Origin of the sequence: Phycicoccus sp. 3266 (genome assembly GCF_031456495.1) — a bacterium.
In the GTDB taxonomy this organism is placed as follows: domain Bacteria; phylum Actinomycetota; class Actinomycetes; order Actinomycetales; family Dermatophilaceae; genus Pedococcus.
In genome coordinates this window covers 39,614-66,407 of sequence record NZ_JAVDUW010000005.1, presented here as the reverse complement: position 1 = coordinate 66,407, position 26,794 = coordinate 39,614, and the positions used below count along the sequence as shown (strand labels likewise).

Here is a 26,794-nt window from a genome sequence, read left to right as displayed (position 1 = left end):
GCGCCGTGGGTCGCGCGCTCGTCGTCGAGGCCGACGGCGGCTCCCGGGGCAACCCCGGGGTCGCGGGCTGGGGCGCCCTCGTCCGTGACGCCTCGACCGGTGCCGTCCTCTGGGAGGGGGCGGCGCCGCTCGGCAAGGCGTCGAACAACGTTGCCGAGTACTCCGGCCTGATCGCCGGGCTCGGGGCGGCGCTGCGCATCGACCCGGGTGCCGACGTCGAGGTCCGGATGGACTCCAAGCTCGTCATCGAGCAGATGGCCGGCCGCTGGAAGATCAAGCACGAGGACATGCGCCGCCTGGCTCTGCAGGCCCGCGACCTGTGTGCCGAGCTCAGCCGCGGCGGGGGGTCCGTCTCGTTCTCCTGGATGCCGCGCGAGAAGAACAAGGCCGCCGACGCCCTCTCGAACGACGGCATGGACGGCCGGACCATCGACCGCATGCTGCACGCGGGGGACAGCCCCGACTCCCACGAGGTCGTCGAGGAGCTGGTCGAGGAGGTCGTCGACCCCGAGCCGGCGACCGCGCCGCCCCACGGCGGCGACGTGACGCGGGTCGTGCTCGTGCGCCACGGGGTCACCGACTTCACGGCGCAGGCACGCCTCGACGGACGCGGGGGCAGCGACCCGGCGCTGAACGACACCGGCCGCAGCCAGGCGGCGCGCGCCGGTCGCGCCGTCGCGCACCTGCTCGCCGGCGCACCGGCCCGCGTCGTGACGTCCTCGCTGGCGCGCGCGGTCCAGACCGGTGCCGCCGTCGCCGAGGCGCTGGGTGTCGACCCCGAGGTGGACGCCGACTGGGACGAGCAGGACTTCGGCGACTGGGACGGCGCCAGCGTGCACGACCTGGCTCGCGATGCGGCGCAGGAGCTGGCCGCGCTCCGCGCCGACCCGGCATACGCACGCCCGGGCGGGGAGTCCCACGAGCAGCTCAAGACCCGGGTCCTGGCCGCGTTCCGGCGCGTCGTCGACGCGGGCGGCACCACCGTCGTGGTGTGCCACCGCAAGCCGATCATGGTGGTGCTGGCGGAGGTGCTCGGCATCCCGCACGACAAGGTGTGGCGGCTCGCGGCGGCGCCGGGGTCGCTCACCGCCCTCGAGGTCTGGCCGGACGGCACGGTCTCGGTGGCGTTCACCAACCGGACCTAGCGCCGGCGGCGCCTCGTACGCCGCCTCGGGCGGCGTCCACCACGTGACCCGCGCGTCTCGGCATGTGGGTGGTTCTCCTAGGCTGGGAGCATGAGCTACGCCGGAGACGTCACCCCCCAGGACGCGTATGCCGCGCTGGCGGCGGACGAGGACGCCGTCCTCGTCGACGTCCGCACGACCGCCGAGTGGAGCTACGTCGGGCTGCCCGACCTGAGCCCGATCGGCAAGCGGGTCGTGTGCGTCGAGTGGCAGCGGTTCCCCGACGGTGCGGTCAACGGCGACTTCGTCGCCCAGCTGCAGGACGCGGGCCTGCCGGACGGCGCGCCGCTGTACTTCCTGTGCCGCTCGGGGGTCCGGTCGATCGCAGCCGCCGAGGCCGCGACCGAGGCCGGGCTCGGGCCGGCGTACAACGTCCTCGAGGGCTTCGAGGGTCCGCCGGACGCGCACGGACACCGGGCCGTGTCCGGGTGGAAGAACTCCGAGCTGCCGTGGCGGCAGGCATGAGCGGGCAGCCGGTGGACGCCAGCGGGTTCCGGCCCGACACGATCGCGGTCCGCGGTGGCCTGGCCCGCAGCAACTTCGACGAGACGGCCGAGGCGCTGTTCCTCACGTCGGGCTTCGTCTACCAGAGCGCCGAGCAGGCCGAGGCGGCGTTCAAGGACGAGGTCGAGCACTTCATCTACAGCCGGTACGGCAACCCGACGGTCGCGATGTTCGAGCAGCGACTGGCCCAGCTCGAGGGCGCCCCGGCGTGCTTCGCCACGGCGTCCGGCATGTCGGCGGTCTTCGTCGCGCTGGCCGCGCTGCTCGGCAAGGGTGACCGCGTCGTCGCCTCGCGCGGCCTGTTCGGGTCGTGCTTCGTGATCCTCGACGAGATCCTGCCGCGCTGGGGGGTCGAGACCGTGTTCGTCGACGGCCCCGACCTCGAGCAGTGGCGCGAGGCGCTGTCGGTGCCGACGCAGGCGGTGTTCTTCGAGACGCCGAGCAACCCGATGCAGGAGCTCGTCGACATGCGGGCCGTCTCCGACCTGGCCCACGCGGCCGGGGCGCAGGTCGTCGTCGACAACGTCTTCGGCACGCCGGTCTTCTCCAAGCCGCTTCAGCACGGCGCCGACATCGTCGTGTACTCGGCGACCAAGCACATCGACGGGCAGGGCCGCACGCTCGGCGGGGCGGTGCTCGGCAGCACCGAGTTCGTCGACGGACCGGTGAAGAACTTGATGCGCCACACCGGCCCGGCGATGTCGCCGTTCAACGCCTGGGTGCTCGTCAAGGGCCTGGAGACGCTGACGCTGCGCGTCGAGAAGCAGGCCGCCAACGCGCTCACCGTGGCCCGGGCCCTGGAGGCCCACCCGCGGGTGACCGGGGTGCTGTACCCCTGGCTGGAGTCCCACCCCCAGCACGAGCTCGCCCGGCGGCAGATGCTCGGTGGCGGGACGGTCGTGACGTTCCAGCTCGACGGCGGCAAGGACGAGGCGTTCACCCTGATGAACGCCCTGCGCATCGTCGACATCAGCAACAACCTCGGCGACGCCAAGTCGATGGTCACGCACCCGGCCACCACCACCCACCGGCGCCTGGCTCCCGAGGCCCGCGCGGCGGTGGGCATCACCGACGGCACCGTGCGCATCTCGGTCGGGCTCGAGGACCCGCAGGACCTCGTCGAGGACCTCACGGCCGCGCTCGACGCCCTCGGCTGACGGCCCTGACGCCCCTGAGGGCTCTGCCGGGCCGCGGGCGCGGGCGCGGGGAGCCGCAGGTCCTCGTCAGCGGACGAGGACGAGGGCTCCGAGGGCGAGGCCGCCCGACAGGACAGCGCACGCCAGGCCCTGGACGGCGAGCCTGCCCGCGTGGATCCGGACCCCCCGCGCCCGGCACCGTTGCGCCCACAGCAAGGTCGCCAGCGAGGCCCACGGCGTGACCAGCGGACCCACGTTGACGCCGACGAGCAGTGCCATCAAGCGGGTCGGGTGGTCCGCGGTGACCGCCTCGAGGGCCGCGTAGGCGGGGAGGTTGTTGACCACGTTGGCCCCGACGGCCCCGACGGCCCCGACACGCAGCAGGGCGCCGTCGCCGGTACCGCTGCCCGCGACGTCCTGCAGCACCGAGCGCAGGCCGTGGCCGAGGGCCACGTCGACCACGACGAACAGCACCGCCACCCCGACGGCCATCTGCCACGGGACGCTGAGCCGGCGCAGCGTCGCGGGGGAGCGGAACGCCACGGCGACGAGCAGCACCAGCGCGGCCGCGCTCGACACCCAGGCGGGCGAGAGCCCCACGGCGAAGAGCGGCCCGATGGCCAGGCAGACCGCGGCCGAGACGCGCAGCAGCACCGTGTCGTGCGGCTCGGCCGGTGCCTCGAGCTCGTACCGGCCGGAGAGGTCGCGCCGGTGCAGCAGCCAGAGCACGACGACCGTCCCCACCACTGCCGCGGCCGCGGGGGCGGCAGCCAGTCGGACGTAGTCCCCGTGGCTCTTCCCGAGCTCCTCGAACCGGTGCAGCGCCAGCAGGTTCGTCAGGTTGGAGACCGGCAGCAGCATGGAGGCGGTGTTGGCGAGCCACAGGGTGGTGAGCGCGAACGGCACCGGTGACACCCCCAGCTGGGCCGCCACGGCCAGCCCCACCGGGGTCAGCAGGACGGCCGTCGTGTCCAGCGACAGCACCACGGTGCACACGACGGCGAGCACCACGAACAGCAGCCACAGCACGAGCGTCCGGTGGCGCCCCGCGCGGGCCGTCCAGTGGCCCGCGACGTCGAACACGCCTGCGGTGTCTGCGATCTCGGCTACGACGGTGATGGCGACGAAGAAGACGAGGACCGGGCCGATGCGGGCCGCGAGGTCGGTGAGGTGGGTGCTCACCGGGCCGTCGTTTCGAGCACCCACGGACGGCCGGAACCCGTGGGCTCCTGCAGCTGCACCTCGAACCGGTCGGCCAGGACGTCGGGCAGCGCCGTGACCCGCCGCGGGTCGGCACCCTCCTCGCAGAGCGCCCGGGCGACGAGGCCACGGGTGTGCTTGGCCATGTGCGTCGCACCTGGGACCTTCACCTGCACCCAGCGCTCGGCGAGGGCGCCCGTGGGCGTCCACGCGGCGGCATACGTGCTGGAGCGGCAGTCGACCACGAGCCCGCGCCCGGCGGCCTCGGTGAGGGGACCGGCGAGCTCGGGCTTCCACACCGAGGCGAGCGGGCCGAGCCCGGGAAGGTTGACGGCCATCGAGAGCCGGTACGGCGCAACGGAGTCCGTCGGGCGGACCGCGCCGTAGAGGGCCGACACGACCACGAGCCAGCGGTTGGCGCGTCGGCGGGCGGCAGGGTCGAGGGTGGCGTACGAGAGCGCGTCGTAGAGGACACCGCTGTAGACCCGCGACGCGGGCAGCGCGGGGGCGGTGTGCAGGACGAGGTTGCGGGCGATCTCCTCGGTGAGGTTCGGGCTCACGCCCAGGGCCGCGGCGGCGTCGGGGCGGCCGCTGACCTCGGCGAGGGCCTCGGCGACGGCCTTGCGGGTGTCGGTGAGCGCGGGGAACGAGAGCCGTTCGTGGTCCACCGCGTTGCCGCGGGTGCGGCCGGTCTTGGACTCCGACGGGGGGAGCAGGATCAGCACGCGCGACAGCCTAGGTGCGGGTCCGCGACGCCGCTCGACCGGTCCACCGACCGGTGGGACGGTCGCCCGGTGGCTACCTTGGGCCCATGCCCCTGCGCAGGATCACGGTCCAGGCCCCCGAGCACCCCACCGACACCCAGGGCCCGGCGACCGCGGCGCTCCAGCAGCGCTTCGTCGCGATCCGGGCGGAGAACGGTGTGCCCGAGTCCTTCCCGCCCGAGGTGGTCGCCGAGGCCGAGCACGCCGCGACGTCGCCGACCCTGCCGGACCGGGACGAGACCGACGTGCCGTACCTGACCATCGACCCCGCGGGCTCCATGGACCTCGACCAGGCGATGCACCTCGAGCGCGACGGCGACGGCTTCCGGGTGAGGTATGCCATCGCGGACGTCCCCGCGTTCGTCGCCGCCGGGGGAGCCGTCGACACGGAGGCTCGGCGTCGCGGGCAGACCGTGTACGCGCCCGACGAGCGGACGCCCCTGCACCCACCGGTGCTCAGCGAGTCCGCAGCCAGCCTGCTGCCGGACCAGGTGCGTCCGGCGTTCGTGTGGGACCTGCGGCTCGACGCGGTGGGGGAGTGCACCGCTTTGGAGGTGCGCCGTGCCCTGGTGCGCAGCACCGACCGGCTCGACTACGCGGGCGTGCAGGCGGCGCTCGACGACGGCTCGGCCGACGAACGGCTGCAGCTGCTCAAGGAGGTCGGGCTACTCCGGATCGAGCTGGAGCGCAAGCGTGGCGGGGCGAGCCTGCCCATGCCCGAGCAGGAGGTCAGCGAGGACGAGCAGGGTCACTTCCGGCTCGGCTTCCGGCCGCCGCTGGCGGTCGAGGACTGGAACGCGCAGATCTCGCTGATGACCGGCATGGCCGGGGCCGAGCTGATGCTGGGGGCGAAGGTCGGGATCCTGCGGACCATGCCGGCGCCGGACGAGCGCGCCGTGCGTCGCTTCCGCCACGCGGCCCGCGCGCTCGGCGTCGAGTGGCGCGAGGGGACGGCGTACGGGGAGTTCCTGCGCACGCTCGACCGCGACAACCCCAAGCACCTGGCGCTGATCCACGAGGCGACGGCCCTCTTCCGCGGGGCTGGCTACACGCCGTTCGACGGGCAGGCGCCCGCCGAGACCGAACACGCCGCCGTGGCCGCGGCATACGCCCACGTCACGGCGCCGCTGCGCCGGCTGGTGGACCGGTTCGGGCTCGTCGTGTGCGAGGCGGTGTCGCAGGGGCGCGACGTGCCGGGCTGGGTGCGCGACGCGCTTCCCGGGCTGCCCGAGGTGATGGCCGCGAGCGACAAGGTGGCAGCCGGGGTGGAGCGGGCGTGCGCCGATGCGGTCGAGGCGGCGGTGCTGGCCGACCGGGTCGGGCAGGAGTTCCGGGCCATGGTCGTCGACGAGCGCGACGACGGTCACGTGCAGATCCAGATCGACGAGCCGGCCGTGCTGGGTCGCGCGTCCGGGTCCGCCGAGCTGGGGACATGGGTCACCGTGCGGCTCGTGGAGGCCACGGTCGCGACCGGCGTGACCCGGTTCGAGGTCGTCGCCCCCGCCTGACCCCGCGCGCAGACCCCCGCAACACGGCAGTTGCTGGCACGAAACGGCAGTCCTGGACCCCCGTTTCGTGCCAGCAACTGCCGTTTCACCGGGGTGGGTCGGGGAGTGGGTGGCTCGGGTCGCGACGCCGGTATGCCGCGTGGCCGGCTGGCCGGCATACGTCCCCTATCCTTGGGGGCGGATGAGTCGGTCAGGCGGTCGCGTCGGTGGGAAACCACCGCCGAGGAACGTCCGGGCTCCACAGGGCAGGGTGGTGGCCAACAGCCACCCGGGGTGACCCGCGGGACAGTGCCACAGAGAACAGACCGCCACGACGAACCACCCGGCTCCGGCCGGGCAGGCGTCGCGGCAAGGGTGAAACGGTGGTGTAAGAGACCACCAGCGGCCTGGGTGACCAGGTCGGCTCGGTAAACCCCACCCGGAGCAAGTCCAGACAGTGTGCGTCCGAGGGCGGCCCGCCCGAGCACACGGGTAGGACGCTGGAGGCAGCCGGCAACGGCTGTCGTAGATGGATGACCGTCGCCGCGTCGCTGGTAACGGCGGCGCGGAACAGAACCCGGCGTATCGACCGACTCATCCACCCCGCCGCCGTCGTGGTGGCGCGGCCCGTTTCCGGAGCTCGGAGCCCGATGGTGCTGCCCGGCCGCGCAGTCCGGGCCGTCGGGGCTCTGGAGAGGGGAGCCTCAGCGGTCGACTTGTACCGCGACGACCACGATGGCGAGGACGAGGAGGGCGGCCAGCACGAGCGCGACGTCCCGGACGCGGGAGGCTGCACTCGAGCGCTGCCACAGGTGCCACCGGTGTCGCAGGTGGCTGGTCCGGGTGCTCACACGGTCAGGATGCGCCCGCAGGCTGGGCGTTGCCTGAACGGACACTGTCGACGCCGTCACGACGTCATCGGCTGCGACGCCCGCGCCGGTCGTTCTGCACTGCGGCGGCCGCGCTCCCGGGATCCCGAGGGCCCGGGCGGGGCAGTGACCTGCCCGAGGCTCAGACGGCCTCGGAGTCCAGCGCCTGCTGCGCCAGTGCCCAGTGGGCCAGGCGGCGGCGGGTGGGGTCGGCGGCGCCGCGGCCCAGGACGAGCCGCCGACGCAGCTCGGCGAGCAGCTCCTCGTTCGTCGCGAACCGCAGCACGTACACGCGCTCGCCCTCCATCGAGCGGGCCAGCCCGCACGCGGATGCCGCGGTGATGACGAGCTCCCGGTACGGCAGGTCGAGGGCGGAGCTCAGGGCCTGCAGGGTCTCCTCGTCCGGCATCGCCGCCAGCTCGGCCGGGCCGACCAGCTCGGCCACGACGTCCGGATCCAGACCGGCGGTGTCGACCAGCCGCGTCAACGGCCAGCCTCGCTCCTCCAGCCGTGCCTCGATGATGCGACCCAGCTCGTTGCCGTCGTGCTGCATGTCCTGCCTCCCTGCCCTGCCCGGTGCGGGCGGCGATGTTGCCGCCTCGTGTGCTGCCCTTGTAGCAAAGCGCAAAGGAGAGGCAAAGTGCAGGCAATCGCTTGGTATTGAAGGTAAAGACTTGTTAAAGCGTCTGTTCGCCTGCGGACGCGTGGGCTCACCTGCGATGACGTGCGGGAGCCGATCCACCGGCCGCGCCCGCGTGGAGGCACACCTCCGGTGATCACAGCCACCGTAGGGGGCGGTGGGGCGGCCGGGCGAGGGGTTCGGGTCGCCGGGGCCCGGGTCCGGCCGAAGGGCCGCGCGGCGCTCGTCCGTTCGGCCGAGGACCGCCCCGCGCGGGTGACTCCAGCGCGCCGCCGGTGGACGCGCCCCGTCCCGCCACCCGGCATACGGTGGCTCCATGCGGATCACCTCCCTCGGCCACGCGAGCCTGCTCGTCGAGCTCGCCGACACCCGCGTTCTCCTGGACCCCGGCGTGTGGTCCCCCGGCGCGGCCGGGCAGCGCGACGTGGCCGCCGTGCTCGTCACCCACCAGCACCCCGACCACTTCGACCAGGACCGGCTCCCGGCCCTGCTCGAGGCCAACCCCGGTGCGCAGGTGCTGGCCGACCCGGACACCGCGAAGCTCCTGCAGGACAAGGGCATCGACGCACGAGCCGTGGTGGCCGGTGACGCCGTCGAGGTCGGACCCGTGACGGTGACCGGCGTGGGGGAGATGCACGCCCTCATCCACGAGGACCTGCCGCGCATCCACAACACCGGCATGCTGCTGCGCGCCGAGGGCGAGCCGACCTTCTTCCACCCCGGCGACGCGCTCGACGCCGAGCCAGGCCAGGTCGACGTCCTCGCCTTCCCGCTCAACGCTCCCTGGCAGCGCAGCCGCGAGATGACCGCGTTCCTGCGGCGCCTCGCCGCCCCGCACGCCATCCCCGTGCACGACGCCCTGCTGAGCGAGACCGGGCGCGGCCTCTACCTCGGCCAGGCGCGCGACCTCGGCTCACCGGACACGCAGGTGCACGACCTCGCCGGCGGCCGCACCGAGGAGTTCGCCGCCGGCTGACCGGCGAAACGCCGCGAAGGCGCCTCGGCGCAACGGGAGCGCGGGGTAGCGTCCGAGACATGCCCAGCCCCGAGCCCGCCCTGAGCCTGCGCGGACTGACCAAGCGGTTCGACGACGTCGTCGCCGTGGACCGGATCGACCTCGACGTGCCGCGCGGCGCCTTCTACGGGCTGGTCGGGCCGAACGGCGCCGGCAAGACCACGACGCTGTCCATGGCGACCGGGCTCCTGCGCCCCGACGCGGGGACGGCGCACGTCCTCGGGGTCGACGTCTGGGACGACCCGGTCGCCGCGAAGTCCCGCATCGGGGTGCTCCCGGACGGCCTGCGCCTGTTCGACCGGCTCACCGGCCAGCAGCTCGTGACGTATGCCGGCCTGCTGCGTGGCATGGACCGGGACCTGGTCGCGCAGCGGGTGGCCGAGCTGCTCACCGCGCTCGGGCTGACCGACGCCGCCGACAAGCTCGTCATCGACTACTCCGCCGGCATGACCAAGAAGGTCACGCTGGCCTGCGCGCTCGTCCACGCCCCCCGCCTGCTCGTGCTCGACGAGCCGTTCGAGGCCGTGGACCCCGTCTCCGCGCGCACCATCCGCGGCATCCTCGAGGACTTCGCCGGCAGCGGCGGCACGGTCGTCCTGTCGAGCCACGTCATGGAGCTCGTCGAGAGGATCTGCACCGACGTCGCCATCCTCGCCGGGGGTGTCGTGCGCGCGGCCGGCCCACTCGACGACGTCCGCGGTGGGCGGAGCCTGGAGGACCGGTTCCTCGAGCTGGTCGGGGGCGCTGCAGACGTGGAGGGGCTCGCGTGGTTGCGCACCTCGTCCGACTGAAGCTGCAGCTGCTGCGCAACAGCCTGCGACGCGGCGTCGCCGTCATCGTCGGGCTCGTCGTCGGCGTGCTGTACGGCGGCGGGTTCCTCCTGGCCGCGCTGGTCGGCCTCGTCGGGGTGCGCGTCGCCGGCGACCCCCAGCTGCTGCGGACCGTCCTCCTCGTGGGCGGGTCGGCGCTCGTCCTCGGCTGGTCGGTCCTGCCGGTGGTGCTCTTCGGCACCGACCCGACGCTCGACCCGGCGCGGTTCTCCACCTTCGCCGTCCCCGAGCGGACCCTCGCCGCCGGTCTCGTGGTCACCGGTTTCGTCGGGCTGCCGGGCCTGGCGACGGTGCTGCTCGGGCTCGGGGCCGTCGTGGCCAGCTCGTTCAGCGTGGGGTCGCTGCTCGTCGCGCTGGTCGCCGTCCCAGTGGCACTCCTCGGGTGCGTGCTGCTCAGCCGCATCGTGACCGCCGCCGCGGCGGCGGTCCTCGCCAGCCGGCGGGGCCGCGACGTCGCCGGTGTCGGCGGCCTCGTGCTTCTCCTGGCCGTCGGACCCTTGGCGGCGAGCCTCGGCAGCGGAGGGGTCACCGCGCAGACGACCCGACGGGTCGCCGACGTCCTCGCGTGGACGCCGCTCGCCTGGGCCTGGGGCGCACCCGCCGAGGCCGCCGCCGGGCACTGGGCGCACGCCCTCGGCCTGCTCGCCCTCGCGGTGGCGTGGACGGGGGTGCTCCTCGTCGCGTGGGAACGGCTGCTGACCTCGGTCCTGCGCAACCCCCGCAGCACCGGTGGCGGGGGAGGCGGTCACCGCGGTCTCGGCCTGTTCGGGCGCCTGCCCGCCACCCCGCTCGGCGCGGTCGCCGCGCGGGCCGGGACCTACTGGGTGCGGGACCCGCGGTTCAACGTCCCCGCCCTCATGACCATCCTGCTGCCCTCGGCGCTGCTGTTCCCCGGGCTGGCCAAGGACTCGGAGCTGGCCCTCGTCGCGATGCCGCTGGTGTCGGCATACCTGATCGGCTGGGGGCAGCACAACGACGTGGGTTATGACTCCACCGCGTTCTGGATGCACGTCAGCGCCGGCATGGACCCCGTCGCGGACCGGCTCGGCCGGCTCTTCCCGTCGGCGGTGATGGCGACCGCCTGCATCCCGCTCTACGCCCTCCTCGGCCCGCTCGTCGGGGGCCCGTGGCGCCTGCTGCCGGCCACCCTGGGCGTCGCGGTCGGCCTGGTGCTCAACGGGTTTGCCGTCGCGTGCGTCACCAGCGCGGTGAAGCAGTATGCCGTGCCGCCGCCGGGGGAGAACCCGTTCAGCAGCCGCCCAGGATCCGTCGGGGTGACCATGGCGGTGCAGACGGTCTGCGGCGGCGCGGTCATCGCCCTGTCGCTGCCGGCGCTCGCCCTGGGGGTCGCGGCCTGGTACGGCTTCCAGTGGGCGGCCTGGACCGCCCTGGTGGTCGGTCCGGCGCTCGGCGTGGTCGCCCTTGTCGTCGGGACGCGGTTGGGGGCAGACCTGTTCACGCGGCGCCAGGCCCTGCTCCTGCAGGACCTCGTCGCGATGCGCTGAGCAGCGTTACTTGTGGGCGGCCAGCCAGGCCGCCCCGATGATGCCGGCCTTGTTCTCGAGCTTGGCCGGGACGATCGGGGTCTTGAGCTTGAGCAGCGGCAGGAACTCCTCGTGGTCCTTGGACACGCCGCCACCCACGACGATCAGGTCCGGCCAGAGCAGCGCCTCGAGGTGGCTGTAGTACCGCTGGAGCCGCTTGGTCCACTCCGGGTAGCTCAGCCCCTCCTTGTCCTTGATCGAGGAGGCGGCGCGCGTCTCGGCGTCGTAGCCGTCGATCTCGAGGTGGCCCAGCTCGGAGTTGGGGATGAGCACGCCGTCGTAGATCAGCGCGCTGCCGATGCCGGTGCCGAGCGTCGTCATGACGACCAGGCCCTTCTGGCCCTTGGCCGCCCCGTAGTGGAGCTCGGCGACGCCCGCGGCATCGGCGTCGTTGACGAGCACGACGTCGTGGCCGAGCTTGGCCTCGAACAGCTTCTCGCCCTCGAAGTCGATCCACGACTTGTCGATGTTGGCGGCGCTGCGGACGACCCCGTGGGTCACGACGCTCGGCATGGTGATGCCGATGGGCGAGTCGCCGCGCACCTCGTCGAAGTGGTCGACGATGCCGTGGATGACGTCCGCGATCGCGTCGGGCGTGGACGGCACCGGGGTGTCGACGCGCATCCGCTTCGCGGCGAACGCCCCCTCGTCCAGGTCGACGGGTGCGCCCTTGATGCCGCTGCCACCGACGTCGATGCCGAGGGGAAGTCCGTGCTTGGCCATGTGTCCGCCTCCTTGCGGTCGCCGTGCGTCACGGCGTGGTGAGGGTGTCGCCGCGCGTCACGGCAGGGTCAGGATCTCGTTGCCGCTGTCGGTGATGAGGATGGTGTGCTCGAACTGTGCCGAGCGCCGGCGGTCGCGGGTCACCACGGTCCAGCCGTCGTCCCACATCTGCCACTCGTGGGTGCCGAGGTTGAGCATGGGCTCGATGGTGAACGTCATCCCCGGCTCGATGAGGGTGTCGTATGCCGGTGCCGCGTCGTAGTGGGGGATCACCAGGCCGCTGTGGAAGGACCGGCCGATCCCGTGGCCGGTGAAGTCGCGCACAACTCCGTAGCCGAAGCGCCGGGCGTAGCTCTCGATGACGCGACCGATGACGTTGACGGACCGGCCGGGCTGGGCCGCCTTGATGCCCCGGGCCAGGGCCTCGCGCGTGCGCTCGACCAGCAGGCGCGACTCCTCGTCCACATCCCCGCAGAGGTACGTCGCGTCGGTGTCGCCGTGCACGCCGTCGACGTAGGCGGTGATGTCGATGTTGACGATGTCGCCGTCCTCGAGGACCCGGCTGTCGGGGATCCCGTGGCAGATGACCTCGTTGACGCTCGTGCACAGCGACTTCGGGAAGCCGCGGTAGCCGAGCGTCGACGGGTACGCCTTGTGGTCCATGAGGAACTCGTGGCCGACCCGGTCGATCTCGTCGGTGGTGACCCCCGGGGCGATGACCTCGGCCGCGGCCGCCATGGCCCGGGCGGCGATCCGGCCCGCGACCCGCATCTTCTCGATCGTCTCCGCGTCCTTGACGTCGCCGTCGAGGTCGCGCCGCGGCTGGGGTCGGTCGACGTACTCCGGGCGGGCGATCGAGGCCGGCACCGGACGACGTGGCGAGACCACGCCGGGCGCCACGCTTGCGTACGTCAACGGCATACGGTGGAGTCTAGGGACGTCACCGCATCCGTCGAGTGGGAGGTCACCCCATGGCTTACTGGTACAACGTCGACACCGGACAGGTGGAGACCGACGAGGACAAGAGCCAGGGCGCCGACCTCATGGGGCCCTACGACAGCCAGGACGCCGCGTCCCGCGCGCTGCAGACCGCCCGCGAGAAGACCGAGGCCTGGGACGCTGCCGACAAGGAGTGGGAGGAGGGCGAGGACTGACCTCGCCGCCGGCCCGGTCGCTCGCCGAACCCGGTCGTCGAGGAGGCCCCGTCCGCGGGGAGCCTCAGTCGTCGAGGTGGTTGACCGCGACGACGTAGCCCGACTCGGGCCGCCAGACCTGCTTGTCCCATGTCGCGTACCGGGGGCCGACCGACAGCCCGGCCACCGCGCAGGCCCGGTCGTACTCCGCGAGCGGGGTGACGGGGCAGCCCTGGGGCAGGTGCGCGGCGTCGAGCCCGAACCCGGCCACGACGATCCCGCCGGGCCGCAGGTGGGCCGTGACCCGCTCCACGGCCTGCAGCAGGGTGCCCGGCGCGAGGAGGGGGACGACGTTGCCGGCCAGGACGGCGACGTCGAAGGCCTGGCTGCGCAGCTGCAGCCGGCTGAGGTCCTGGCGCACCCAGCGCGTCTTGGTGTCGCGCTGCTCCGCCACCGCGATCATGTCGGCGTCGGCGTCGACCCCGACGCACAGGTAGCCGAGGGCGGTGAGCTGGGTCGCCACGCGCCCGGTGCCGCACCCGGCGTCGAGGACGCGCGCGGGTGGGGGCAGCAGCGCCTCCACGAACGCCGCCTCGCCGTGGATGTCCACCCCGCTCGCCGCCAGGTCGTCGAAACGCTGTTGGTATGCCGTGGCCGCACCGATGCCGCCGGACACCTCCGACCACCTCGTGCGGGGCTCGCCCTCCAGTCCGTCGCTCATGCCCACAGCGTAGATTCGCCTGCGCTGGAACGGAACCCGGCGCTCACCCGAGCTCCCGGAGGCCCGGGAGCACGCGCTCGGCGAACGTGGTGAGGAACCGGGACTGGTCGTCGCCCGGGGCGTGGAAGACGAGGTGGTCGAAGCCCAGGTCGACGTAGGGCCGCACCGCCTCGACGACCTCCTCCGGGTCGTCGGAGACGATCCAGCGGGAGGCCACCTGCTCGTCGGACAGCTCGTCGCCCAGCCGTTCCATCTCGAGCGGGTCGCTCGTGCCGTGCTTCTGCTCGGCCGTCAGCGACAGGGCCGCCCAGAACCGGCAGTTGGCGACGGCCCGCTCCCGGTCGGGGTCCCAGGACAGCTTGACCTCGATCATCCGGTCGATGTCCTCGCGGGTGCGGCCGGACTTCTCGAGGCCCTCGTCGACCGCAGGGACGAGCTGGTCGCGGTAGAGCTCCTCGCCCTTGCCCGAGGTGCAGATGAAGCCGTCGCCGGACCGCCCGGCATACCGGGCCACCAGGGGGCCGCCCGCGGCGACGTAGACGGGCACCGGCTCCTCGGGGCGGTCGTAGACGGTGGCGTCGGTCAGCGTGTAGTAGTCGCCCTCGAAGCTGACCCGCTCGCCGGTCCACAGGGCACGCATGAGCCGCACCGACTCACGCAGCCGGGCGAACCGCTCCTTGAACTCCGGCCACTCCTGCACCGACCCGACGACGACCTCGTTGAGCGCCTCGCCGCTCCCGATGCCGAGGGCGACGCGGCCCGGGTACAGCGACCCGAGGGTGCCGAACGCCTGGGCCACGACGGCCGGGTTGTACCGGAACGTCGGGGTCATCACGGACGTGCCGAACTGGACGTGCTCGGTGCGCTCACCCAGCGCCGCGAGCCAGGCGAGGGAGAACGGCGCGTGCCCCCCGTGGTGGCGCCAGGGCTGGAAGTGGTCGGAGATCCACACGCTGTCCAGTCCCACCTGCTCGGCCTGCACGGCGTAGTCGAGCAGCTCGCGGGGTGCGAACTGCTCTGCGGAGGCCTTGTACCCGATGCGCAGCGTCATGGCGCCACCGTATGCCGCGCCCCGGTGCACGGCGCGACCGGGAGCCCGCAGTGGCAGGCTCGAGGGGTGCGGAGCGAGGACGAGGAGACCCAGCGGGACACGGCGGCCGGCGTGCTCGAGGGTGAGGCGCTGGAACGCGCAGTGCTCGACGCGGTCGACGAGGAGGCGTTGCTGGCGGACCTCGCCGCGCTGGTCGCCGCGGCGCCGGTCGGTGGCACGGTCGGCGAGGTGGCCGCGCAGCGGTGGGGAGCCCAGCGGCTGCGCGGGCTCGGCCTGGCCGTGGACGAGTGGGACGTCGACCTCGACGAGCTGCGTGCCTCGGACGGCCACCCCGGCGAGGAGGTCGACCGCTCCGAGCTGGTGGGAGTCGTCGGCACCTGGGCAGCCGAGCCACCTGTCCCGGGTGCTGACGAGGTGTCCGCGCTCGTCCTGTGCGGGCACACCGACGTCGTCCCGGTGGGGGACCGCTCCGGGTGGACCGACGACCCGTTCCGGCTCGCGCGGAAGGGCAACCGTGTCGTCGGTCGAGGGGCCTGCGACATGCTCGGGGGAGTCGCAGCCGTGCTGGCCGCGGTCAGGGCGCTCCGGTCAACGCACGTGCAGCTGCGCCGGCCGCTGGCGGTGCACCTGGTCAGCGGCGAGGAGGACGGCGGGGTCGGCGCGTACGCCACCCTGCGAGCCGGGCACCGCGGTGCCGCCTGCGTCATCGCGGAGCCGACCGGTGGTGCGGTGATCCCCGCGAATGCCGGGTCCCTCACCTTCCGGTTGGAGGTCCCGGGGCGCGCGGCCCACGGCTCGACCCGCACCCTGGGGGAGAGCGCAGTCGACCACCTCGCCCCCGTCCTGGCGGCGCTGCGGGACCTCGAGGCACGAAGGAACGCGGGTGTGGCTGGGCTGTTCGCGCACCTGGACCTCGCCGCCCCGCTGTCGGTGGGTTTGCTGCGTGGGGGCGACTGGGCCAGCACGGTGACGGACCTGCTCGTCGCCGAGGGGCGCTACGGCGTGCTGCCGGGTGAGTCGCTGGACGAGGCCCGGGCAGCCTTCGAGGAGGCTGCGGCGGCGGTCGGCCACCAGGATGCCTGGCTGGCCGAGCACCCGGTGCGCGTCTCCTGGCCCGGGGGCGCCTTCGCGCCCGGCTCGCTGCCGGAGGGCGACCCGCTGCTCGGGCAGGTGCTCGAGGCCGCTGCCGCAGCGGGGGCCGCTGGCGGGGACGGTGGCGGTGACGGCGCGAGCGGCCGGCCCCGTGTCGAGGGCGCGCCGTACGGGTCGGACCTGCGGCACTACGCCGGGCACGGCATCCCGACGCTGCAGTACGGGCCGGGGCTCCTCGCGGACGCCCACGCGGTCGACGAGGGGGTCGCCGTCGAGGAGCTGGTGGCCTGCGCGCGGGCCTACGTGCTGCTGGTCCTGCGCCGGTGCGGCGGCACGGGACCTGCAGCGTGGACGGGACGGGCGGCGCACCTCGGACGAGGTGCGCCGCCCGGATCGGACGAGGCGGCTCGGCTCAGAAGGTGATGCCGCGGGCGGCGAACCGGTCCTTGACGAGGGCGGCGGCCTTCGCGCCGTCACGCGCCAGCGCCTTGTCGTAGATCGCCTTGGCCGCGGCGGAGAACGACGTGTCCGGCGCGAAGTCGAACTGGGCGTCGATCATGGTCGTGTCCCAGGCGGTCGTGGTGCGGCCCATCGCCTCGTAGCCCTTGCGGATCTCCCACAGGGCCTGGCTCCAGATCTGGCCGTCGTAGTGCACCTCGCCCTTGCGGGTCGCCACGGTCAGGTTGCGGTCGAAGCGCCGGATGCAGTGCGGTGCCGCGGTGTACGACGTGGAGTCCCAGTCCATCGGGCAGGCCTCCTCCGCCTTGACCGGCCAGCCGTACTGCTTGGCCGCGGCGAGACCCACCGAGACGCCGAAGTAGTCGCCGAACGCCTCGCCGATCGACCCGGCGTCGAGCGACGTGCCGTAGCCGGGCACCTGCGACGCGTGGACCGCGTGGCCGTACTCGTGGACGATCACCTCGGCGTCCTCGGCGTCGTCGACCCCGCCCTTGCCGAGCCGGATCCGGTACGGCTTGTCGGTCTGGTAGCTGTTGTCGCCGCCGTACTGGTCGATCTTCACGTCGAACGGCTGCTTGACGATCCCCGGCAGGGTCGACCCGAAGCCGAGCGACTGCAGGTACTCCTGCGCCTGGTTGACCCAGAAGTAGCCCATGACCTGCTCGAACTGGTCCTGGTGGCGGGTGTAGACGAACGTGTTGGTCGAACTGAACGCCGGTGTGCCCGTAGCGGACTCGACGGTCACCCACTTGCCCCGCAGGTAGCCGGACCCGTCGAGGTTGCGCAGCTGGACGGTGGCGTAGGCGCTGGCCGGGACGGCGGCGTCGGAGTCGTTCTGGTCGGTCAGCGACTCGTCCCCGGACGACTGCACCGGGTTGACCATGAACACCGAGGCGGTGCCGGTCGCGGTGCCGGGGGTGGACTTGGTCGCGGCGGCGGGGGCGGCGACCGCGAGGGTCGCGGCCAGCCCGGTGACGGCGACGGACGCCAGGGCTGCGAGGTGGTGACGGCGCACGGGCACGGGTTCCTCCATACGGGTGGCGGCCCCCGGTTCGGGGCCGGACGCGGCGACGTTAGCCGCTCCGGCACCCGTTGTGGGTCCTACCGCTGCACGACTTCGGTGTGTCCGTCCGACCGCTGCAGGGCGGGACGACGGTCACGTGTCGGGCCCGAGCGCCTCACTCCGGGAACGAGTGCTCCGCCGCCGGGAACGCGCCGGAGGCGACGTCCGCGGCATACGCCTGGGCCGCCCGGCCGAGGTCGCCACGCAGGTCCGCGTACTTCTTGACGAAGCGGGGCGCCTTGCCGCCGCGCAGACCGGCCATGTCCTGCCAGACGAGCACCTGCGCGTCGCAGTCGGGGCCGGCGCCGATCCCGATGGTGGGGATGCCGAGGACCTCCGTGACCCGTGCGGCCAGTGGCGCGGGGACCATCTCCATGACGACGGCGAAGCAGCCGGCCCGCTCCAGCGCCACGGCGTCGTCGACCAGTCGGTCGGCGGCGTCGCCACGGCCCTGCACCTTGTAGCCGCCGAGGACGTGCTCGCTCTGCGGGGTGAAGCCGATGTGTCCCATGACCGGGATGCCTGCGCGGACGAGGAGCTCGACCTCGGGGACCATCGCCGCCCCGCCCTCGAGCTTGACCGCGTGCGCCAGGCCCTCCTTCATGAAGCGGGTCGCGGTGGCCAGGGCCTGCTGCGGGCTGGCCTGGTAGGAGCCGAAGGGCAGGTCCGCCACGACCATGGCGTGCCGGGCCGCGGACGTGACCGCACGGACGAGGGGGACGAGGTGGTCGACCGTCACCGGCACCGTGGTCTCGAAGCCGTAGACGTTGTTGCCGGCCGAGTCACCCACGAGGAGCACGGGGATGCCCGCCTCGTCGAAGATCTCGGCCGAGTACATGTCGTATGCCGTGAGCATGGCCCACTTGCGCCCCTCCTCCTTCCACGCCTGCAGGTGCGGGATGCGCACGCGACGCTGCGGTGCCGCCTGCACCCCCGTGCCGTACGGCGCGGTCGTCTCGGGGGCGGGGGAGGACGGGCTGGGCTGCTCGGTCATGGCGGCATCCTAGGAGCAGGGTCGTGTGTCGGCGGGGGAGCGGCCGGCACGGGTCGGGCCGACGGTGGAGGTGGTTGCGTCGCGCAACGAAGTTGGTTCCTCGCTGCAACCAAACGGACGCAAGTGGCCACGGACGCCCACCAATTCTCGACCGATCGGTCACAAATTTACGAACTCCTTAACAGCAGGGGTCTAGGTGTGGTCCGCCCTGCCGTGTTTGGCTCGCCCCTGTGTGTGCCGAAGGGTGCGCAACACACATAAAACTGGAGGATCCGTGAAAAGACGTCATCTGAGCGTCATCTCGGGCGCGGCCATCGCAGCCGTCGCCCTGAGTGTCGCGACGGCGCCGGCGCAGGCGACCCCCGCGCCGACCCAGAACGAGCCGAAGGCCGCCAACCGGGCGCACGACCTGCCCAACCCGCTGGGCGACGCCCAGCGCGCGCTGCGCAAGGAGGCGGTGGAGAAGCTCGTGAAGGGCGAGGCCACCACCGAGACCCGCGGCGGGCAGCGCGTCATCAAGCTGAAGGGAAACGCCAAGGCCGCCAAGGGCAGCAAGGCCGCGCAGGACCGCTACGTGTCCTACCCCGTGGAGCGTGAGGAGGACATCTTCACGATCCTCACCGACTTCGGGACCCAGACGATGCCCGCCACCGGTGGGACCGCGGGACCCGTCCACAACAACATCCCGCAGCCGGACCGCAACTGGGACGGCAACAGCACCGATGACAACTCGACCGCGTGGACCAGCAACTACGACCGCCAGCACTACCTGGACATGATGTTCGGCGACGGCGAGTCGTTCAAGGACTTCTACGCCAAGCAGTCCAACGGCCGGTTCGCCGCCAAGGGCGACGTCTCCGACTGGGTGACGGTGCCGTACAACGAGTCCCGCTACGGCCACAACCCGGTCAAGGGTGACGGCACCAGCGAGGCCGACGGCTACTGGAACTACATCAAGGACACGGCCACCGCCTGGTACGACGACCAGAAGGCACAGGGCAAGACCGACGCCCAGATCGCCGAGTACCTCAAGCAGTTCGACAAGGTCGACCGCTACGACTACGACGGCGACGGCAACTTCAACGAGCCCGACGGCTACATCGACCACTTCCAGGCGATCCACGCCGGGGAGGGCGAGGAGGCCGGTGGCGGCGCCCAGGGCGCGGACGCGATCTGGTCGCACCGCTGGTACGCCTACTCCACCAACCAGGGCAAGACCGGCCCGGACTTCAACAAGCTCGGCGGCGTGCCGCTCGGCAGCTCCGGCATGTGGATCGGTGACTACACCACCGAGCCCGAGAACGGTGGCCTCGGCGTCTTCACGCACGAGTTCGGCCACGACCTCGGCCTGCCGGACCTGTACGACACCCAGGGTGGCGACAACGGCACCGGCTTCTGGACGCTGATGTCGGGTGGCTCGTGGCTCAACCACGGCACCGACTCGATCGGCACCACCCCGGGCTACATGGGTCCGTGGGAGAAGCTGCAGCTCGGCTGGCTCGACTACAAGGTCGTCCCGTACGGCCAGGACTCGACCGTCAAGCTCGGCTCGGCCGACAAGCCGGCGAGCCGGTCCGACTACCAGGCGCTCATCACGACCCTGCCGGACAAGACGGTGACCACCGACTACAACAAGCCGCACGGCGGCTCGATGGAGTGGTGGGGCGGTGCGGACGACAGCCTCAACAACACGCTGACCCGCACGGTCGACCTGACCGGCAAGAGCTCCGGCTCGGTCTCCGCGTGGCTGCAGTACAACATCGAGTACGGCTACGACTACCTCTACGCCGAGGTCAGCACCGACGGCAGCAACTGGACCCAGCTCGGCTCGCCGATCAGCGGACCGGTCGACAACGAGGCCATGACGCCCTGGGCGCAGCAGACCTGGGACCTCACGCCGTACGCCGGCACGAGCGTCCAGTTCCGCTTCCGCTACGCCACCGACGGCGGCCTCCACTACGAGGGCCCCTTCGTGGACGACGTCACGGTGAGCGCTGACGGCGCACAGGTCTTCAGCGACGACGTGGAGTCCGGCGACAACGGCTGGACGGCCAAGGGCTTCACCCGCATGGGTGGCTCGACCTCCGTTCAGGCCAGCCACTACTACATCGCCGAGAACCGCACGTACACCGGCTACGACAAGACGCTGCAGACCGGCCCGTACAACTTCGGCTGGGCGAAGACCAAGCCCGACTGGGTGGAGCGGTTCCCGTACCAGAACGGCATGCTCGTCTGGTACATCGACGGCCAGTACACCGACAACAACACCAGCGGCCACCCCGGTGGCGGCGAGGTGCTCCCCGTCGACGCCCGTCCGGCCCCGGTGCGGTTCTACGACGGCACCAAGCTGGGCAACCGGCGCCAGCCGTTCGACGCCACCTTCGGCCTCGAGCGCACGGACGCGGTGACGTTCCACAAGAACGGCATCGCCACGGACGTCCCGTCCCGGCCGGGCATCCCCACCTTCGACGACAGCAACCCGAGCGCCTACTGGGACGCCACGAACCCGTGGAGCTCCACGAAGGTCGCCGGTTCCGGCACCGTCATGAAGGTGAGCAAGTCCGAGGACGGCGGCAACGAGCTGCAGGTGCAGGTCAGCTTCAAGTGAGCTGACCGGACGCCCTGAGCGCCCGTCCCAGGAGCCCCGCGACAACGGCGTCGCGGGGCTCCTGCGTGTCCCGCCCACGGAAGGGCCCCGCCGGCTGCTGCCGGCGGGGCCCTCCGTGGTGCTTGTCGGACCTGTTACCTGGGGGCCACCGTGATGTTGAGGTGACCGCCGTTGGCCTTGCCGTTGACCGTGACGGTCGTGCCCGTCCTGGGGACGTCGACGCCGTACCAGCCCGGCTCGTACCGGCCCGCGTGGGCGCCGGTGCAGGCGTGCTCGTCGCAGTTGCTCCACCACGACTTCGTGTCGTCGAAGACGCTCACCGCCGGCTTGGAGGCGATGCTGCCCGCGACGCCGTTGTTGTGCAGCGTGATCGGGTCCGTGGGCTCGACACCGAAGGTCGAGTCGTAGGACAGGATCCGGTTGCGCATCAGCGTGCCGTCCGGCCAGTGGCTGAACTGCGGGTGGGCGTCGACGGGCAGGACGAGCCCGCCGCCCGGGTGGTCACCGACGTTGTTGTCGCTGAACGAGTCGTCCCAGTACGACACGAGCAGGCCGTCCTGGTACGGGTAGGACTCGACCCAGTCGGGACGGGTGTTGAGGAAGCCGAAGTTGTACGCCGTCCTGAGCGAGGCGTCGTACCCGTCGTACTGACGGTTCTCCAGCACGTAGGCGTTGAAGAAGAACTGGTCCTCCGACCCCGTGGTCGAGACGAAACCGTCCAGCGTCCACGCGGAGTCCGCGACCGCCGTGCCACCGACCGCGACGGCGTCCACCTGGAAGCCGGGCTCGACCGCGGCCGCGTCCGTCTCGTAGTGGAACCGCATCCGGGTGGTGCCCGCCGGCAGGGTGGCGGTCAGGTCCACCCAGCTGCCCGCCGTCGAGCCCGTGATGCCGGTGCCGGAGTCGTTGAACCCGCTCTGGTTGTGGCCGGTGTGCGGGCCGGTGTCGGACCGGTTCGTCGGGACCTTCGTCCACGTGGTGCCGTCGGGCGACGCCTCGAGGAAGGCGTAGTCCCAGTCCTGCTCGATCTGGTACCGGACCTTGGCCGTCACCGCTGTACCGGCGACCGGGGCGGTCATGTAGGTGTTGAGGTCGTTGCCGGCCGTCGACCAGAAGAAGGTCGAGCCCTCCGCCGGTGCGCCCAGCTCGAGCGGGACGTTCTTGTCCGGCAGGACGACGAACACCGCCTGCGGCGACTTCGTGGCCGGCGTGTTCGGGCCGAGCTTGTGCGTCGACTTCTGGCCGGCCCTGGCCACCTCGTAGAAGGGTCCGTTGTCTCCCTGCGGCGAGAGCCACCCGAGCTGGAACTTCTCCCACACGCCCATGTCGGTCGGTGCGTCACCGATGCCGTCGGGACCGCCGTCGCCGATGTTCGCGCCGGACGACATCAGGGTCCAGAACGCCGTGTTGTTCTCGGCGCCACCGGTGTTGCCCGAGGTGTCGTAGAGGTCCGGCAGGCCGAGGTCGTGGCCGAACTCGTGCGCGAAGACGCCGAGCCCGCCGTTCTCCGGCTGGACCGTGTAGTCGCCGACCCAGACGCCCGTGGGGTTGTTCGGCACCTGCGCGCTGGACACGAGCCCGGTGTTGGAGCCGATGTTCACGCCGGGAAGGCCGCCGGGGCCGCCACCCTGGAGGTTGGCGTACGACCGGTGGCTCCAGATGGCGTCCGAGCCCTGGTTCGGGTCGCCGGCGGCCTGGTCGCCGCCCGCGTGGACGATCTGGAAGTGGTCGATGAAGCCGTCGGGCTCGGCGAAGTTGCCGTCCCCGTCCACGTCGTACCGGTCCTGCTGGTCGAACGTGCGCAGGTACGCCTGCACCTGCGCCATCGTCATGCCGCTGTCGAGCTGGTTCTTCGTCCACACGGCGAGCGCGTCGCGGATCAGGGCCTTGCTCGTGTTGCAGACGATGTCACCGCAGTAGTCGCGGCCGTACAGCGCCTCGTTGAAGGGGACCCTCACCCACTCGGTGACCGCGCCGTCGACGGAGTACCGGCCCGAGGACTGCGCCTCGTAATACTTCCGCATCCGGTTGAAGTACATGTCCTGGTAGTGCGCCCGGTCGTAGTCCGGCTGCCACAGCGTCGAGTTGTCGACGGAGCGGTCGGGGGCCGGGATCTCGTTGCGGCGCGGGCCCGTGACGTCGGTGGCGCTGCCGTCCGGCGGCGGCCCCTGGAATCGCGGGTCGGGGTACTGCTGGTCCCCGAACTCCGCGAGCACGACGAAGATCTTGTCGGTGCCCTCGTTGTCGAGCTTGACGTACTGACCCTTGCCGACCTTGGCGACCTTGCCCTGCATGGCCTTGTCGCCCTCGAGGCGTCGCTGGAGGGCGGCTTCCTTCTGGGCCGCCTTCTTCTGCGCGATGGGCAGGGGGTGGGGCCGGTTGTCCGACCCGCCCTTGCCCTTCCCCGCGGCCGTGTCCGTCGGTGGGACGGCGCTGGCCGGGCCGGTGGTGAGGAACGCCCCCACCACCAGCGAGCTTGCGGCGAGCAGGCTGTAGACCCGCCGCCGTCGTGCGCGGACTGCTTGTGTCACGTGGACCGTCCTTGTGTCGCTGGAACTCCTCCTGGTGACTCGGTCGGCCCCGTCGATCAGGTGCGGCTGACCGGGACGGGGACAGTGAACGCCCCGCAGCCACCGCTTGTGATCACCCGACAACCGTTTCGTTATGCACTCGTGACCTCCGGCCGCCTCGTCCCGCAGCGCGGACGGGGAGCCGAGACCGTCCCATGACATCGGTCATGGGTCCCGGGGAGCCGCCCGCGCCGTCCTCCCGGCCACCCGTAGGCTTCCGGCCGTGGACTACGACGACGTCGTCATCGGTGCCGGGCACAACGGGCTCACGGCCGCGGCATACCTCGCCCGTGCCGGGCGGCGCGTCCTCGTCCTCGAGGCCGCCGACCACGTCGGCGGCGCGGCCGTCTCCGCGCAGGCCTTCGCCGGGGTCGACGCCCGGCTCTCGCGGTACTCCTACCTCGTCTCGCTCCTGCCCCGGCAGGTCGTCGGCGACCTCGACCTGGACCTGCGGCTCATCCGGCGCCGCTTCTCCTCCTTCACGCCCGTCCCCGCCGACCCGGCGCGCGGGCTGCTGGTCGACAACGCCGACGAGGCGGCGACCGCCGCGGGCTTCGCGGCGCTGACCGGCGGGCAGGGCGAGCACGCCGCGTGGCAGGACTTCTACGGACGCGTGCAGGCCGTGGCGGGGAAGGTCTTCCCGACGGTCCTGGAGCCGTTGCGCACGGAGGAGGACCTCGCTGCCCTCGTGGGCGACGACGAGCTCTGGGCGGCCCTCGTGCGCCGCCCCCTCGGCGAGGTGCTCGAGGAGCGCTTCGCCGACGACACGGTGCGCGGGGTCGTCGCCACCGACGCCCTCATCGGAACCTTCGCCGACCTGCGCGGCGACGACCTGCGCCAGAACGTCTGCTTCCTCTACCACCTCATCGGCGGCGGCACGGGCGACTGGGACGTCCCCGTGGGCGGCATGGGTGCGGTCACCGAGGGGCTGGCCCGCGCGGCCACCGCCGCGGGCGCCGAGATCCGCACGGGCACGAGGGTGCTCGCCGTGGACCCGGACGGCACCGTCGACTGGGACGGCGGCTCGGCGCGGGCCTCGACCGTCCACGCCGCCTGCGCGCCGGCCGTCCTCAACGAGCTCCTCGCCGCCGCCGGCGCCGACCCGGTCGAGACCGAGGCGCAGCCCGAGGGGGCCCAGCTCAAGGTCAACATGCTGCTCTCGCGCCTGCCGCGGCTGCGCGACGAGGCCGTGGACCCGCGCGCCGCCTTCGCGGGGACGTTCCACGTCAACGAGGGCTACGCCCAGCTGCAGGAGGCGTATGCCGCGGCCGCCGACGGGCGCGTGCCGCAGGTCCCGCCGTGCGAGATCTACTGCCACAGCCTGTCGGACCGCTCGATCCTCGGGCCGGGGCTCGCCGGGTCGGACGCCCAGACCCTCACGCTCTTCGGGCTGCACCTGCCCGCGCGGCTGTTCCGGGGCTCGCAGGAGCAGCACGACCAGGTCAAGGACCTCGCCCTGGCCCGCACCCTCGAGTCGCTGAACTCGGTGCTCGCCGAGCCGATCCAGGACGTGCTGCTGCGCGACGGCGACGGCGCCTACTGCCTCGAGGCGCGCACCCCGGTCGAGCTCGAGGCCGACCTCGGGCTGCCCGGCGGCAACATCTTCCACCGGTCGCTGCAGTGGCCCTGGGCCGAGCGGCCCGAGGAGGTCGGTACGTGGGGTGTCGAGACGCGGCACGAGAAGGTGCGCCTCGCGGGTGCCGGCGCGCGACGCGGGGGCGGCGTGAGCGGCATACCCGGGCACAACGCGGCACGGTCGGTGCTCGAGGGCTGAGCGGCCCGCGGCAGGTAACCCCGGCGAAACACGACTAGGGCAGGATTCGTCACATGGATCGTCAGCAGGAGTTCGTCCTCCGCACCATCGAGGAGCGCGACATCCGCTTCGTGCGGCTGTGGTTCACCGACGTGCTCGGCACGCTGAAGTCGGTGGCGGTGGCGCCGGCCGAGCTCGAAGGGGCGTTCTCCGAGGGGATCGGCTTCGACGGCTCGGCGATCGAGGGCTTCGCCCGGGTCTACGAGGCCGACATGCTGGCCAAGCCGGACCCCTCGACGTTCCAGGTGCTGCCGTGGCGCGGTGACAACCCCGGCACCGCCCGCATGTTCTGCGACATCACGCTGCCCGACGGCGCCCCGAGCTTCGCCGACCCGCGCCACGTCCTGCAGCGGGCCCTGGGCAAGGCGGCCGACCTCGGCTTCACCTTCTACACGCACCCGGAGATCGAGTTCTACCTGCTCAAGCAGGGCTTCGCGCCGGGCGAGGTCCCCGAGCCGGTCGACCAGGCCGGGTACTTCGACCACGTGCCCCACGGCACCGGCCACGACTTCCGCCGCGCGGCCATCACCATGCTCGAGTCGATGGGCATCTCGGTGGAGTTCAGCCACCACGAGGGCGGCCCGGGCCAGAACGAGATCGACCTGCGCTACGCGGACGCGCTCTCGACCGCCGACAACATCATGACCTTCCGCACGGTCATCAAGGAGGTCGCGCTCGAGCAGGGCATCTTCGCCTCCTTCATGCCCAAGCCGTTCGCCCAGCACCCGGGGTCCGGCATGCACACCCACATGTCGCTGTTCGACGGCGACAGCAACGCCTTCCACGAGCCGGGAGCGCCGTACCAGCTGTCCAAGGTGGGGCGGCAGTTCATCGCCGGGCTGCTGCGGCACGGTGCCGAGATCACCGCGGTGACCAACCAGTGGGTCAACTCCTACAAGCGGCTCTGGGGCGGCGGAGAGGCCCCGGCCCACCTCACGTGGGGCCACAACAACCGCTCGGCCATGGTGCGGGTGCCGATGTACAAGCCCACCAAGGGGCAGAGCAGCCGGGTCGAGGTGCGCACGCTCGACGCCGCCTGCAACCCCTACCTGGCGTTCGCGCTCATGCTCGCCGCAGGCCTCAAGGGCATCGAGGAGGACTACCCGCTGCCGCCCGAGACCGAGGACGACGTGTGGGGCCTGACGTCGGCGGAGCGCCAGGCGATGGGCATCGAGGCGCTGCCCACCTCCCTCCACGAGGCGATCCGGGTCATGGAGCGCAGCGACCTCGTCGCCGAGACGCTGGGCGAACACGTCTTCGACTTCTTCCTGCGGAACAAGCGGGCGGAGTGGGACGACTACCGCGGCGAGATCACCCGCTTCGAGCTGGAGCGGTACCTCCCCGGCCTGTGAGCGGACGCACCCCGCTGACGAGGGGAGCCCTCACTAGGGTGG

Annotated in this window: 23 protein-coding genes and 1 other RNA gene; 13 read left to right on the top strand and 11 right to left on the bottom strand. The window is 72.3% G+C overall.

The window, feature by feature from the left end; all coding sequences use genetic code 11:
• Positions 1-5: 5 nt before the first annotated feature.
• The 3 genes from J2X64_RS19005 to J2X64_RS18995 all read left to right on the top strand — a co-directional run bounded on the left by J2X64_RS19005 (position 6) and on the right by J2X64_RS18995 (position 2,845).
• Positions 6-1,145: a bifunctional RNase H/acid phosphatase gene (locus J2X64_RS19005; protein WP_310157900.1), complete on the top strand. Its 1,140-nt coding sequence runs from the start codon at positions 6-8 to the stop codon at positions 1,143-1,145.
• A 90-nt stretch (positions 1,146-1,235) separates the two neighbouring features.
• Positions 1,236-1,649, top strand: a complete 414-nt coding sequence (locus J2X64_RS19000; RefSeq protein WP_310157898.1) for a rhodanese-like domain-containing protein — start codon at positions 1,236-1,238, stop codon at positions 1,647-1,649.
• On the top strand, positions 1,646-2,845 hold the full coding sequence (locus J2X64_RS18995; RefSeq protein WP_310157896.1) for an O-succinylhomoserine sulfhydrylase: 1,200 nt from the start codon (positions 1,646-1,648) through the stop codon (positions 2,843-2,845). The genes J2X64_RS19000 and J2X64_RS18995 overlap by 4 nt, the downstream gene beginning before the upstream one ends.
• Positions 2,846-2,911: 66 nt before the next feature.
• On the opposite strand, the gene J2X64_RS18990 is transcribed toward J2X64_RS18995, so the two are convergent.
• Positions 2,912-4,006: an SLC13 family permease gene (locus J2X64_RS18990; RefSeq protein WP_310157894.1), complete on the bottom strand. Its 1,095-nt coding sequence runs from the start codon at positions 4,004-4,006 to the stop codon at positions 2,912-2,914.
• The gene (locus tag J2X64_RS18985) at positions 4,003-4,749 is read right to left on the bottom strand and encodes a peroxide stress protein YaaA (protein ID WP_310157892.1); all 747 of its coding nucleotides are present in this window, start codon (positions 4,747-4,749) and stop codon (positions 4,003-4,005) included. The genes J2X64_RS18990 and J2X64_RS18985 overlap by 4 nt, the downstream gene beginning before the upstream one ends.
• A gap of 86 nt (positions 4,750-4,835) precedes the next feature.
• Between J2X64_RS18985 and J2X64_RS18980 the strand changes: the two genes are divergently transcribed.
• Both J2X64_RS18980 and rnpB read left to right on the top strand, forming a co-directional pair.
• A complete protein-coding gene (locus tag J2X64_RS18980) occupies positions 4,836-6,296 on the top strand; it encodes an RNB domain-containing ribonuclease (RefSeq protein ID WP_310157889.1) in 1,461 nt (486 codons plus the stop codon).
• A gap of 182 nt (positions 6,297-6,478) precedes the next feature.
• Positions 6,479-6,876: RNase P RNA component class A (gene rnpB / locus J2X64_RS18975), an RNA gene on the top strand.
• Between the two features lie 103 nt (positions 6,877-6,979).
• Here the strand turns inward: rnpB and J2X64_RS18970 are convergent.
• Positions 6,980-7,126 (bottom strand): hypothetical protein, encoded by a 147-nt coding sequence (locus J2X64_RS18970; RefSeq protein ID WP_310157887.1) that lies wholly within the window; start codon positions 7,124-7,126, stop codon positions 6,980-6,982.
• A 160-nt stretch (positions 7,127-7,286) separates the two neighbouring features.
• Complete coding sequence (locus J2X64_RS18965) at positions 7,287-7,697, bottom strand: hypothetical protein (protein ID WP_310157886.1); 411 nt, start codon at positions 7,695-7,697, stop codon at positions 7,287-7,289.
• A 403-nt stretch (positions 7,698-8,100) separates the two neighbouring features.
• On the opposite strand from J2X64_RS18965, the gene J2X64_RS18960 reads away from it, so the two are divergent.
• Genes J2X64_RS18960 through J2X64_RS18950 form a run of 3 tightly spaced genes read left to right on the top strand, consistent with a single transcriptional unit; the run spans position 8,101 to position 11,134 of the window.
• On the top strand, positions 8,101-8,760 hold the full coding sequence (locus J2X64_RS18960) for an MBL fold metallo-hydrolase (protein ID WP_310157884.1): 660 nt from the start codon (positions 8,101-8,103) through the stop codon (positions 8,758-8,760).
• A 59-nt stretch (positions 8,761-8,819) separates the two neighbouring features.
• A complete protein-coding gene (locus J2X64_RS18955) occupies positions 8,820-9,590 on the top strand; it encodes an ABC transporter ATP-binding protein (protein WP_310157880.1) in 771 nt (256 codons plus the stop codon).
• A complete protein-coding gene (locus tag J2X64_RS18950; RefSeq protein ID WP_310157878.1) occupies positions 9,566-11,134 on the top strand; it encodes a hypothetical protein in 1,569 nt (522 codons plus the stop codon). Before J2X64_RS18955 ends, J2X64_RS18950 begins: the two co-directional genes overlap by 25 nt.
• Positions 11,135-11,140: 6 nt before the next feature.
• Here the strand turns inward: J2X64_RS18950 and ppgK are convergent, their stop codons facing one another.
• Both ppgK and map read right to left on the bottom strand, forming a co-directional pair.
• The gene (ppgK, locus tag J2X64_RS18945; protein WP_310157876.1) at positions 11,141-11,896 is read right to left on the bottom strand and encodes a polyphosphate--glucose phosphotransferase; all 756 of its coding nucleotides are present in this window, start codon (positions 11,894-11,896) and stop codon (positions 11,141-11,143) included.
• A gap of 57 nt (positions 11,897-11,953) precedes the next feature.
• On the bottom strand, positions 11,954-12,817 hold the full coding sequence (gene map / locus J2X64_RS18940; protein ID WP_310157873.1) for a type I methionyl aminopeptidase: 864 nt from the start codon (positions 12,815-12,817) through the stop codon (positions 11,954-11,956).
• A gap of 50 nt (positions 12,818-12,867) precedes the next feature.
• On the opposite strand from map, the gene J2X64_RS18935 reads away from it, so the two are divergent.
• The gene (locus J2X64_RS18935) at positions 12,868-13,050 is read left to right on the top strand and encodes a methionine aminopeptidase (RefSeq protein ID WP_310157871.1); all 183 of its coding nucleotides are present in this window, start codon (positions 12,868-12,870) and stop codon (positions 13,048-13,050) included.
• 64 nt (positions 13,051-13,114) lie between these two features.
• Here J2X64_RS18935 and J2X64_RS18930 read toward each other — a convergent pair whose 3' ends face one another.
• Both J2X64_RS18930 and fgd read right to left on the bottom strand, forming a co-directional pair.
• Positions 13,115-13,750 carry a class I SAM-dependent methyltransferase gene (locus J2X64_RS18930; protein WP_310157870.1) on the bottom strand — a complete coding sequence of 212 codons (636 nt, stop codon included), beginning with the start codon at positions 13,748-13,750 and terminating at the stop codon, positions 13,115-13,117.
• 43 nt (positions 13,751-13,793) lie between these two features.
• Positions 13,794-14,801 (bottom strand): glucose-6-phosphate dehydrogenase (coenzyme-F420), encoded by a 1,008-nt coding sequence (fgd, locus tag J2X64_RS18925; protein ID WP_310157867.1) that lies wholly within the window; start codon positions 14,799-14,801, stop codon positions 13,794-13,796.
• A gap of 66 nt (positions 14,802-14,867) precedes the next feature.
• Here fgd and J2X64_RS18920 point away from each other — a divergent pair, with 66 nt between their 5' ends.
• Positions 14,868-16,316 carry a M20/M25/M40 family metallo-hydrolase gene (locus J2X64_RS18920; RefSeq protein ID WP_310157865.1) on the top strand — a complete coding sequence of 483 codons (1,449 nt, stop codon included), beginning with the start codon at positions 14,868-14,870 and terminating at the stop codon, positions 16,314-16,316.
• On the opposite strand, the gene J2X64_RS18915 is transcribed toward J2X64_RS18920, so the two are convergent.
• Positions 16,306-17,373, bottom strand: a complete 1,068-nt coding sequence (locus J2X64_RS18915; protein ID WP_310157863.1) for a M36 family metallopeptidase — start codon at positions 17,371-17,373, stop codon at positions 16,306-16,308. The genes J2X64_RS18920 and J2X64_RS18915 overlap by 11 nt on opposite strands.
• A gap of 157 nt (positions 17,374-17,530) precedes the next feature.
• The gene (gene panB, locus J2X64_RS18910; protein WP_310157861.1) at positions 17,531-18,409 is read right to left on the bottom strand and encodes a 3-methyl-2-oxobutanoate hydroxymethyltransferase; all 879 of its coding nucleotides are present in this window, start codon (positions 18,407-18,409) and stop codon (positions 17,531-17,533) included.
• A gap of 274 nt (positions 18,410-18,683) precedes the next feature.
• Here panB and J2X64_RS18905 point away from each other — a divergent pair, with 274 nt between their 5' ends.
• Positions 18,684-21,017, top strand: a complete 2,334-nt coding sequence (locus J2X64_RS18905) for an immune inhibitor A domain-containing protein (RefSeq protein WP_310157859.1) — start codon at positions 18,684-18,686, stop codon at positions 21,015-21,017.
• 134 nt (positions 21,018-21,151) lie between these two features.
• Here the strand turns inward: J2X64_RS18905 and J2X64_RS18900 are convergent, their stop codons facing one another.
• On the bottom strand, positions 21,152-23,548 hold the full coding sequence (locus J2X64_RS18900; protein ID WP_310157856.1) for an immune inhibitor A domain-containing protein: 2,397 nt from the start codon (positions 23,546-23,548) through the stop codon (positions 21,152-21,154).
• 262 nt (positions 23,549-23,810) lie between these two features.
• On the opposite strand from J2X64_RS18900, the gene J2X64_RS18895 reads away from it, so the two are divergent.
• Together J2X64_RS18895 and glnA are read left to right on the top strand one after the other, a co-directional pair.
• On the top strand, positions 23,811-25,361 hold the full coding sequence (locus J2X64_RS18895) for an NAD(P)/FAD-dependent oxidoreductase (RefSeq protein ID WP_310157854.1): 1,551 nt from the start codon (positions 23,811-23,813) through the stop codon (positions 25,359-25,361).
• Between the two features lie 53 nt (positions 25,362-25,414).
• Positions 25,415-26,752: a type I glutamate--ammonia ligase gene (gene glnA, locus J2X64_RS18890; RefSeq protein ID WP_310157852.1), complete on the top strand. Its 1,338-nt coding sequence runs from the start codon at positions 25,415-25,417 to the stop codon at positions 26,750-26,752.
• Positions 26,753-26,794: the final 42 nt, after the last annotated feature.